At 56.5% G+C, this 9175-nt stretch carries 12 protein-coding genes; all 12 read left to right on the plus strand.

All coding sequences use genetic code 11. The features are described 5' to 3' along the window. The first annotated feature begins 36 nt into the window (after positions 1-36). The gene (locus MXF20_RS11295) at positions 37-1647 is read left to right on the plus strand and encodes a TerL protein (protein ID WP_325969433.1); all 1611 of its coding nucleotides are present in this window, start codon (positions 37-39) and stop codon (positions 1645-1647) included. Positions 1648-1657: 10 nt separating this feature from the next. Then, positions 1658-3130: a DUF1073 domain-containing protein gene (locus MXF20_RS11300; RefSeq protein WP_325969434.1), complete on the plus strand. Its 1473-nt coding sequence runs from the start codon at positions 1658-1660 to the stop codon at positions 3128-3130. After that, positions 3087-3836, plus strand: coding sequence for a phage minor head protein (locus MXF20_RS11305; RefSeq protein WP_260640786.1), 750 nt, complete (start codon positions 3087-3089; stop codon positions 3834-3836). The genes MXF20_RS11300 and MXF20_RS11305 overlap by 44 nt, the downstream gene beginning before the upstream one ends. Before the next feature lie 29 nt (positions 3837-3865). Next, on the plus strand, positions 3866-5086 hold the full coding sequence (locus tag MXF20_RS11310) for a DUF2213 domain-containing protein (RefSeq protein ID WP_325969435.1): 1221 nt from the start codon (positions 3866-3868) through the stop codon (positions 5084-5086). A 9-nt stretch (positions 5087-5095) separates the two neighbouring features. Further along, positions 5096-5593, plus strand: a complete 498-nt coding sequence (locus MXF20_RS11315) for a structural cement protein Gp24 (RefSeq protein WP_325969437.1) — start codon at positions 5096-5098, stop codon at positions 5591-5593. Positions 5594-5602: 9 nt separating this feature from the next. Then, on the plus strand, positions 5603-6544 hold the full coding sequence (locus MXF20_RS11320; RefSeq protein ID WP_325969440.1) for a DUF2184 domain-containing protein: 942 nt from the start codon (positions 5603-5605) through the stop codon (positions 6542-6544). A 40-nt stretch (positions 6545-6584) separates the two neighbouring features. After that, positions 6585-6935 (plus strand): STY1053 family phage-associated protein, encoded by a 351-nt coding sequence (locus MXF20_RS11325; protein WP_325969442.1) that lies wholly within the window; start codon positions 6585-6587, stop codon positions 6933-6935. After that, entirely contained in the window at positions 6922-7329 is a 408-nt protein-coding gene (locus MXF20_RS11330; RefSeq protein ID WP_325969443.1) for a DUF4054 domain-containing protein, read from the plus strand. The genes MXF20_RS11325 and MXF20_RS11330 overlap by 14 nt, the downstream gene beginning before the upstream one ends. Further along, positions 7326-7820, plus strand: a complete 495-nt coding sequence (locus tag MXF20_RS11335) for a hypothetical protein (protein ID WP_325969444.1) — start codon at positions 7326-7328, stop codon at positions 7818-7820. The genes MXF20_RS11330 and MXF20_RS11335 overlap by 4 nt, the downstream gene beginning before the upstream one ends. Continuing rightward, positions 7807-8193 carry a head-tail adaptor gene (locus MXF20_RS11340; RefSeq protein ID WP_325969445.1) on the plus strand — a complete coding sequence of 129 codons (387 nt, stop codon included), beginning with the start codon at positions 7807-7809 and terminating at the stop codon, positions 8191-8193. The genes MXF20_RS11335 and MXF20_RS11340 overlap by 14 nt, the downstream gene beginning before the upstream one ends. Next, positions 8183-8731 carry an LIC_12616 family protein gene (locus tag MXF20_RS11345; protein WP_325969446.1) on the plus strand — a complete coding sequence of 183 codons (549 nt, stop codon included), beginning with the start codon at positions 8183-8185 and terminating at the stop codon, positions 8729-8731. Before MXF20_RS11340 ends, MXF20_RS11345 begins: the two co-directional genes overlap by 11 nt. 2 nt (positions 8732-8733) lie before the next feature. Then, positions 8734-9175, plus strand: a 442-nt coding sequence (locus MXF20_RS11350) for a DUF3383 family protein (protein WP_325969448.1), incomplete at its 3' end; no start/stop codon positions are given.

Below are 9175 nucleotides of genomic sequence, written 5' to 3' on the forward strand. Positions count from 1 at the left end.
AGATGTTTGAGCCTATTAGTTATATCAGGATTATTTATGCCAATCCCATTCCCATTCAATTTCAAGAACCCTGACTATAAGCAGGTGTTTGAATGGCGGATGGAACGGCTACAGCGTATCCGCGCTAACCCTGAAGTGCTGCCGGCGCTGCGAACGTTTTACCGTGACGATCCGGCCCAGTTCATCATTGACTGGGGCATCACCACCGACCCGCGAAACCTCGATTTCGGGCTGCCCGTGTCCATCCCGTTCCTGCTGTTCCCAAAACAGGTGGAGTGGATCCACTGGATAATGGACCGGCGCGGCAACCATGAAAACGGCATCACCGAGAAAAGCCGCGAGATGGGGCTGAGCTGGACATCAATCGGCCTGGCCTGTGCGATGTGCCTTTTCAACAAAGAAATGGTGATCGGCTTCGGCTCCCGCAAAGAGGAGTATGTCGACAGCACCGGCGACCCGAAAGCGCTGTTCTGGAAAGCGCGTAAATTCGTGGAGATGCTCCCGGTGGAGTTTCGCGGCGACTGGAACGCAAAGAAACACGCTCCATACATGCGCGTTGAGTTTCCGACAACCGGCGCTGTTCTGAAGGGTGAGGCTGGCGACAACATCGGGCGCGGTGACCGTACCACACTTTATTTCGTGGATGAGGCAGCGTTCCTGCAGCGTCCCATGCTGATTGAGGCATCGCTGTCGCAGACGACCCGCTGCCGTATCGACCTATCGTCGGTCAACGGTATGGCGAACCCATTTGCGCAAAAGCGCCACGGTGGCCGCATCCCGGTGTTCACATTCCACTGGCGCAGCGACCCGCGAAAGGATGATGAGTGGTACCGCAAAGAGTGCGAGAAGATTGATAACCCCGTTGTCGTGGCGCAGGAACTCGACCTCAACTATGCCGCATCGGCTGAGGGCGTGCTGATCCCGAACGATTGGATTCAGGCTGCTATCGATGCACACGTAAAACTTGGCATTGAGCCAACCGGTAAACGCCTGGGTGCGATGGACGTTGCCGACGAAGGCCGCGACAAAAACGCCTTTTCTACTCGCCATGGTTTCCTGCTGGAGAACGTCCGCGAGTGGTCTGGTGTGGGCAGTGACATTTACGGATCGGTAGAGAAGGTGTTCGGCTACTGTGAAGAGGACCGCCTCGAGGAGTTCCGTTTTGATGAAGATGGCCTCGGCGCCGGTGTTCGCGGCGACGCGCGCGCCATCAACGAACTGCGGAAGGCAGCCCGGCGGCCAATGATTCTGGCAACGCCGTTTCGCGGCAGCGGCGCGGTATTCGATCCGGATGATGAAGCGGTGCGCGGTGACAATGGCCAGGCGGCGCGCCTGAATAAGGATTTCTTCGCTAACGCCAAAGCACAGAGCTGGTGGTACCTGCGCAAGCTGTTCCAGAACACCTACCGCGCCGTAGTTGAGGGCATGGCTTTCAACCCGGACGAAATCATCTCGATCAGCAGCAAAATGGCGAATAAGGACAAGCTCGTGATCGAGCTGTCACAGCCGACCTATTCAATCAACGGAGTGGGCAAAATCATCGTGGATAAGCAGCCGGACGGCACGAAGTCTCCGAACCTGGCTGACTCCGTGATGATTAGCTACGCGCCAATGAACACCGATCTGGACATCTGGATGCGCCTGTAACGAGGAAACGATGGCACGAAAAAATAGTGGTGGCGCCGCGCGAACTCCTCAGGCGACCGCAGACAGCTACGACAACTTTATGGCGCGCGTTGGTATGCAGCAGCCGAACCAGCATGCGGCATCGACTTACCGCGCCAACTTCACCAGCCGCAACCGGCTGCAGATTGAATGGGCATATCGCTCATCGGCGATCATCGGCTCCGCGGTTGATGCCGTGGCCGACGATATGACCCGCAAGGGCGTGCGCATAACATCGGAAATCGACCCGAAAGCGCGCGGCGTCATTGAGTCATTGTTCGACGAGCTGGAGATCTGGGATCGCCTCAACGACACGATTAAGTGGTCTCGCCTGTATGGCGGTGCTGTTGGCTTCATCATGATAGAGGGGCAGGCGCCGTTTACCCCACTGCGGCTTGAGACCATCGGCGAAGGTAAATTCAAGGGCATTCTGCCGCTCGATCGCTGGATGATTAACCCAAACCTGCAGCGCCGTATTAAAGAAATGGGGCCGAACCTGGGCAAGCCCGAGCGTTACGATGTGGTGACAACGGCCAGCGGGATTCCCGCGTGGAGTATTCACCACAGCCGCCTGATCCGCTTCGATGGTGTCACGCTGCCGTATCAGCAGGCGCAGACAGAAAACGAGTGGGGCATGTCGGTGATTGAGCGCATCTGGGACCGCCTGACAGCGTTCGACAGCGCCACGATGGGCGCCGCGCAGCTGGTATACAAAGCGCACCTGCGAACCTATAAGGTGAAGAAGTTGCGCGAGCTGATCGCTCTCGGTGGCCCGGCATATGAAGCGCTGCTGAAAAACATGGACATGATTCGCCTTTTCCAGAGCAATGAAGGCCTGACGCTCATGGACGGCGAGGATGTTTTTGAAACCCACCAGTATTCATTCGCCGGCCTGGACGACGTGATAAGCCAGTTCGCCGAGCAGATCAGCGGCGCGACCGGCATTCCGCTGGTGCGCCTGTTCGGTCAGTCCCCGAAAGGTTTCTCGACCGGAGATGCGGATCTGGCCAACTACTATGATGGCATCGGCACCCAGCAGGAGCGCCGGCTGCGGCAGCCGCTTCGCAAACTGTTTGACGTGATGTACCGATCGGAGCTTGGCCAGCCGTTGCCGGACGATTTCACGTTCGAGTTTAACCCGTTGTGGCAGATGTCGGACGTTGACCGCTCCACGGTTGCGGTGAACACCGTTAACGCTATCAGCACCGCTTTCAACGATGGGCTGATGACGCGTAAAGCGGCGATGACCGACCTGCGTGAGGCCTCTGACGTCACCGGCATTGGCGCATCAATTACCGATGAGGATATCAACGATGCCGAAGATGAAGCGCCGCCAGGCATCGGAGAGATTGACGACCCGGAACCGGTCAAAGCAGGCGGAGATCCGGTATCAAACGAGCCTACGCAAGATAGCGCGAGCCGTGGGCGATATAGTCGATGGCCGATACGATGGTTCAAACGATAGCGTTCTGGAAATCATGGATGCGCTGGAGCGATACAGCGACATCATTGATGGCTGGGCCCACCGCGTAGCGACTGATTTTGCGCTGGAGGTGGCCCGGCAGAACGATAAAGAATGGCGGCAGCACAGCCAGTACATCAGCGCTGAACTGCGCCACATCGTTATGAACACGCCGGTTGGCCAGGTGATGCAGAGCATCGTCGCCGAACAGGTGAAGTACATAAAATCGCTTCCTCTCGAGGCAGCCGACCGCATCTACGACATCCAGAACAAAGCCATTGAGGCAGTCGTCGCTGGTGGCCGCGCTGAACCGTTCGCTAAAGAGATAGCAGCATCAGGTGATGTTGCAGCTTCCCGCGCGCGGCTGATTGCCCGGACCGAGATCGGGCGTGCGTCTACTGCGCTTACGCAGGCGCGCTCACTGGCGCTGGGCTCGACTGGCTACATCTGGCGCACCGCTGAGGATGGTGATGTACGCCATTCGCACGCTGAGATGGAAGGTAAGTTCGTCAGCTGGGACAAGCCGCCAACGCTGGATGGGTTAACTGGCCACGCCGGCGCGCTGCCGAATTGCCGCTGTTATTGCGAAGTTGTCATTCCTCATGCCAACGTGGTTCGGTTGCCAACTGGCGACCGCGTGCACCGCGTCATTACCGTGGATGGCAAGCCAGTCAGGGTTGCCGCCATCAAAATCAAACGAGCTGCTTAGGCAGCTTTTTTTACGCCTGCAGGTAATCGATGAAATACCTATTCAACACCCGCCTGGGCGAAACGCGGTACCGGCTCGGCGATGGCTCGCTTCTATGCAAAGACGTGCCGATCGCCCGCATCGGTTCGCAGCTGTATAGCGCGCTTGACCTGCCAAAGCTTACACCGGATGCGGACGGCGAAATCGTTGTCGAACGCACCGCGGACGAAGTGTTTAGCGCTGAGACCCTCGCATCGTTTGAAGGGATGACCGTCACCATCCTTCACCCTGAGGATGATGCCGGCAACATCATGTTTGTCGACCCGGAAAACTGGCGGGAACTGGCAGTCGGTCACGTTCAAAACGTCCGGCGCGGTACTGGCCAGCAATCTGACCTGATGATCGCCGACCTCATTATCAAAGACGATGAGGCGATCGCATATATCGAAAACGGGCTGCGCGAAGTTTCGTGCGGCTACGACGCCGAGTACGAGCAAACCGCCATCGGCAGGGCAAAGCAGTACCAGATTACCGGAAACCATGTGGCTCTCGTCCCAAATGGCAGGGCCGGATCACGTTGCGCAATTGGAGACAGAAACACGATGGCAACTAACAAAAATAACCTGCTGACCCGCATCAAACGCGCGTGGAAAACAGGTGACACCGACACCATGAATGAGCTGCTCGAGTCGTCCCAGACGGGCGATGAAGGCGGTGATTTGCCGCAGGGCGTCAATCTGAACATCAACCTGGCGCCGCAGCACCCTATGCCGGATAAAGATCCGGAAATGGGTGGCCTCAAGACCGGTGATAACGAAGAGCAGATCCCGGCCTGGGCTCAGGCCATTCTGTCGCGCCTCGATAAGCTTGAGGGTAAAACCACCGACAGCGATGATCAGCAGGATAAAAAAGAGCCGACCGGCGACGCCGACGGCGAAGACAAGGAAGAAGAATCGACCCCTACCGGCGATTCGGCTTACCGCGCTGAACTCATCATGCCGGGTATCGACCTCTCGCAGAAGATGAAGCCCACCGCGTTTAAACGCCACGTTCTGGCCTCAGCTGATCAGGCGCTGGTGCGCCAGATTGTCGGTGACGCTGCAATCAAACAGCTGCCCAAAACGCATATTGAAATGGCGTTTACCGCTGTTTCTGAACTGGCGAAAGGCCGCAATACTCAGGCCAGCCGCACCATCGATGCTGCCAGCAAAACCGGTAGCTCTAACGCTGACCTCAACGAGCAAAATAAAGCCTTCTGGTCTAAACGCTAAGGAAAATCCATGAGCAACTCAATTCTTTACCGGATGCCAGTTGGCATCGCCGGTGCTATCTCGCGCCCTCAGGATCTGACCGTGGAGCCGGTGATCATTAACGCTGCCAACGCGTTCACTGCTTATGGCCTGGCGGGCAAGTTTGTAAATGGTCTGTTTGTGCCGCTGGCTGATGGTGATACAGCTGCGGTGATTCAGGGCATTTACGTGCGTCCGTACCCAACCACTCCAACCCCGGATCTGGTCCGCCAGGTTGGCGCAGACAAAAATTTCCCGGGCGATGCGCTCAAACGCGGCTACATGACCGTGAGCGTCGGTTCTGATGCTACTGGCATCACCAAAGGCGCGCCGGTGTATGTCGTGGTGAGCGTCGACTCGACCATTGATGTGCCGCTGGGTGGTTTTTACGCCACCGAAGTGAGTGGCAAAACGGTTGTGCTGCCGAACGCGCAGTTCACCGGTGCGGGCGATGCCGACGGCAACGCTGAAATTTCCTACAAGATTTAAGGATCGAAAATGCAGACTTTTGACCAACGCACCGTTGATTCAACAGGTGCTTTCCTGGTTGGCGAGCTCGAGCGTCTCGACCAGACGCTGAACGCGCCGCTGGTAAGCTACACCTGGACCCGCGACATTCAGCTGCGCGAAGACGTGTCGATCGCCGATGACATTTCCAGCTGGACAAATACCAGCTTCGCCGCCGCCGGCTCCGGTGCTAACCCGAACGGTAAAAACTGGGTGGGCAAGGATTCTACGGCGATCGCAGGCGTGAACGTCAACATCGATAAAGATGGTAATCCGCTGAACCTATGGGGGATGGAACTGGGCTGGACCATTATTGAGCTGCAGGCAGCTCAGCAGGTTGGCCGGCCTATCGACACCCAGAAGTATGAAGGCATGCAGCTGAAATGGCAGATGGACAACGATGAGCAGGTTTACATCGGTGACAGCGCGCTGAATCTGAAAGGCCTTCTGAACCTGACCGGTGTCGCGCTAAATAACGCGCCGAAGACCTGGTCGGCATCCACCAATGATGAAATTCTGGACAGCGTCAACTCGATTCTGACCGATGCGTGGAAAGCCTCGGCCTATTCGGTGGTTCCTACTGAACTTCGTGTACCACCAGAGCAGTATGCGCTGCTGGCGAGCCGGAAAGTCTCTGAAGCGGGCAACATGTCGCTGCTGACCTATCTGTCTACCAACACCATTGCGTTCCACAACAACGGCATGCCGCTGGAGATCAAAGCCATCAAATGGCTGAAAGGTCGCGGTGTCGGCGGAAAAGACCGCATGATTGCCTACACCAACGATAAAAAGTACGTCCGTTATCCGCTGGTGGCGCTGCGCAGTATCCCGATCCAGTATCGCGGCCTGTATCAGCTGGTGACTTACTACGGCAAGCTCGGTGCTATTGAGCCGATTTACCGTGAAACCATTGCCTACATTGACGGCATTTAACCTTCACAAAGCCCCGTAAGGGGCTTAGCAGGAGCCTGAAATGGCAAAGAAAACACAGGTAGAAATTCTGGTACACACGCCGTTTACCTTTACCAGCGATAAAGGGGAAAAAACGCCATTCCCGGCCGGGCGCCATACCGTTGACAAAGACGTCGCAGAGCATTGGTTTGTAGTGGCGCACTCTGACCAGACCGGCAGCGCGACAACGAGCGGCAGCGATGACGAGCTGCTGGCGCAGATCGAGAGCCTGAAAACTCAGTTGGCGGACCAGGTCAAACTGAACGGCGATCAGGCCGAATCAATTGCCGCCAAAGATAAAGCATTGGAAGTGTTAACAGCAGAGCTGGAAACGCTGAAAGCCGCTGGAGCTGGAGCCGATGTCAAAAAATGAGTCGCTTCCCTCAATAACTGATTTTCGCACCGCCTTCCCGCAGTTCGCTGACGCCACCAAATATCCCGATCCTCAAGTCGAATTTCGCCTGAACCTGGCTGACATAATGTTGAGCGAGAAGGTCACCGGCAAAAAGATGTTCCCGTATTTAGTCGAGCTTTTCGTGGCGCACTACATGGCGCTATGGCTGGCTGACAGCAATGCGGCAGCGGTCGGTGGTGCTGGTGGCTCAACCAACGGTGTGCAGGCGTCGAAATCGGTGGATAAGGTCAGCGTGAGCTATGACACCGGCGCCACGCTTAATCCGGATGCCGGTTTCTGGAACAACACGCGCTACGGCGCTGAGTTCTGGCAACTCATCATCATGTTTGGTGCCGGAGGTCGTCAGCTGTGAAATCAGGTCTCACCATTCGCAGCGATAACGCTGCAGCTGTTCTGGCCTCACTTAAAGCCATCGCGGACAAAGATGTGCTGGTGGGGATCCCCGAGGACAGAAGCGAGCGTGATGATGTTCCGTTCGGTAATGCCGGTATCGGCTACATCAACGAAAACGGCTCTCCCGCGCAGAACATCCCCGCGCGCCCGCACCTCGTTCCCGGTGTGCGGTCAGTTCAGGATCAAACGGTTCCGCACCTCCGCGCTGCTGCTCAGGCAGCGATGAGCGGTAATGCCGCTGCTGCTGATCTGGAACTGAACCGCGCCGGCGCGCTGGCGGCGAATGGTGTGAAGCGGTACATGACCATCACAGCATTTACGGCCCTCGCTGAACGCACCATTGATGCACGCATTGCCAGGGGGCGAACCGGTGACAAGCCGCTGATTGACACCGGCCAGTACCGGCGCGCCATTACTTATGTCGTGAGGAACAAAAATGCCAACTCTTGATGTTAGCGATGTGCTTCTCTCGCCTGAATTCCTCGACACCGAACTCTGGTACCGCCGGAGCATTCAGTCAGTCGATAGCGACGGCTTTCCCGTTAACGATGAAACGCGCCAGCAGTTCGGCGGCGTTGTTACGGTAGACCGCTCACTTGAGGCAAAACGCATGGAATCGGGGCAGGTAATCGCGGGTGCAATCCTGGTAATCACACAAACGCGGCTGATTAGCGGGAAAACTGCGCTTGACGCTGACATCGTAGAATACGCCGGCGCGGATTATCGCGTGACGTTTGTTGATCCTTATCCCCGATATGGTGCGGGCTTTGTTCAGGCTCACTGTGAACTGCAGCCATTCGATGGTGGCGCTAATGAGCAATGACAGCACGCAACCTGGTTATCTGACGCCTCTTAGCGCACCGCAGGCTTACGACGAAACGCTCGAGCGCGTCCTCAGTCGATGGGTGAAAGCTCTGTCTGGTTTACCGGACAGTATGGTCCGTCCTCGCTGGACGCCGGTACAGGCAGCAATCCCCGCGCAAAACGTTGACTGGTGCGGATTCGGCATCATCGGCTTTACCACTGATGCCTCGCCAGCGTTTGTACTGCAAACCGATGACGATACCGAGATGTGGCGCCATGAGATCGTGGAATGTATGGCCTCATTTTATGGTCCGTCAGGCCAGCAAATCGCCGCGCTGTTTCGCGACGGTATGCAGTTACCGCAGAACAATGACGAGCTGAACAGGTTCGAACTCTCCTTTTTCGATGTGAGCCAGGTGACGCCTTTCCCTGAATTAATCAATAACCAGTGGGTGCGCCGCTACGACGTAACCGTCCGTTTGCGCCGCAAAGTGATCCGCAAGTACGGCATCAAATCCATCCTCGACGGCAACGTCAGCATCTCAACCGGAGAATAATCATGGCGAAAGGTTTGCCATTAAGTCGTGTCACAAACGTGACGATGACTCTCTCTGCTCGTGCAGCACAAGGCCGAAACTTCGGCTCTATGCTGATTCTGGGCACTTCAACAGTCATTCCGATCAGTGAACGCATGCGCGCCTATTCAAGCGCTGATGACATCGGGGATGATTTTGGCATCGACAGCGAAGAGTATCGGGCTGCGGTCATCTGGTTTTCACAGTCTCCGCAGCCTACAATGATTTACGTTGGTCGCTGGGCTAAAACGCTTACCAGTTCAGAATCGGGCAGCACTGAAAGCCTGCTGCAGGCCGTTAATGCCATTATGGACTTTAACAGCTGGTATGGTCTGCACCTGGCTGTAGATGAGGCCGATTACCCGACAGACGCTGAACTGATTAATGTGGCCGCTGCGATTGAAGCATCGACGGTATCCCGAATCT

This window comes from Pantoea dispersa, assembly GCF_035783935.1.
In the GTDB taxonomy this organism is placed as follows: domain Bacteria; phylum Pseudomonadota; class Gammaproteobacteria; order Enterobacterales; family Enterobacteriaceae; genus Pantoea; species Pantoea dispersa_C.

Coding starts and splice junctions, on each gene's coding strand:
- MXF20_RS11315 (WP_325969437.1), top strand. CDS start 5,096: ATGAGCAACTCAATTCTTTACCGGATGCCAGTTGGCATCGCCGGTGCT.
- MXF20_RS11325 (WP_325969442.1), top strand. CDS start 6,585: ATGGCAAAGAAAACACAGGTAGAAATTCTGGTACACACGCCGTTTACC.
- MXF20_RS11300 (WP_325969434.1), top strand. CDS start 1,658: ATGGCACGAAAAAATAGTGGTGGCGCCGCGCGAACTCCTCAGGCGACC.
- MXF20_RS11310 (WP_325969435.1), top strand. CDS start 3,866: ATGAAATACCTATTCAACACCCGCCTGGGCGAAACGCGGTACCGGCTC.
- MXF20_RS11345 (WP_325969446.1), top strand. CDS start 8,183: ATGAGCAATGACAGCACGCAACCTGGTTATCTGACGCCTCTTAGCGCA.
- MXF20_RS11295 (WP_325969433.1), top strand. CDS start 37: ATGCCAATCCCATTCCCATTCAATTTCAAGAACCCTGACTATAAGCAG.
- MXF20_RS11340 (WP_325969445.1), top strand. CDS start 7,807: ATGCCAACTCTTGATGTTAGCGATGTGCTTCTCTCGCCTGAATTCCTC.
- MXF20_RS11330 (WP_325969443.1), top strand. CDS start 6,922: ATGTCAAAAAATGAGTCGCTTCCCTCAATAACTGATTTTCGCACCGCC.
- MXF20_RS11320 (WP_325969440.1), top strand. CDS start 5,603: ATGCAGACTTTTGACCAACGCACCGTTGATTCAACAGGTGCTTTCCTG.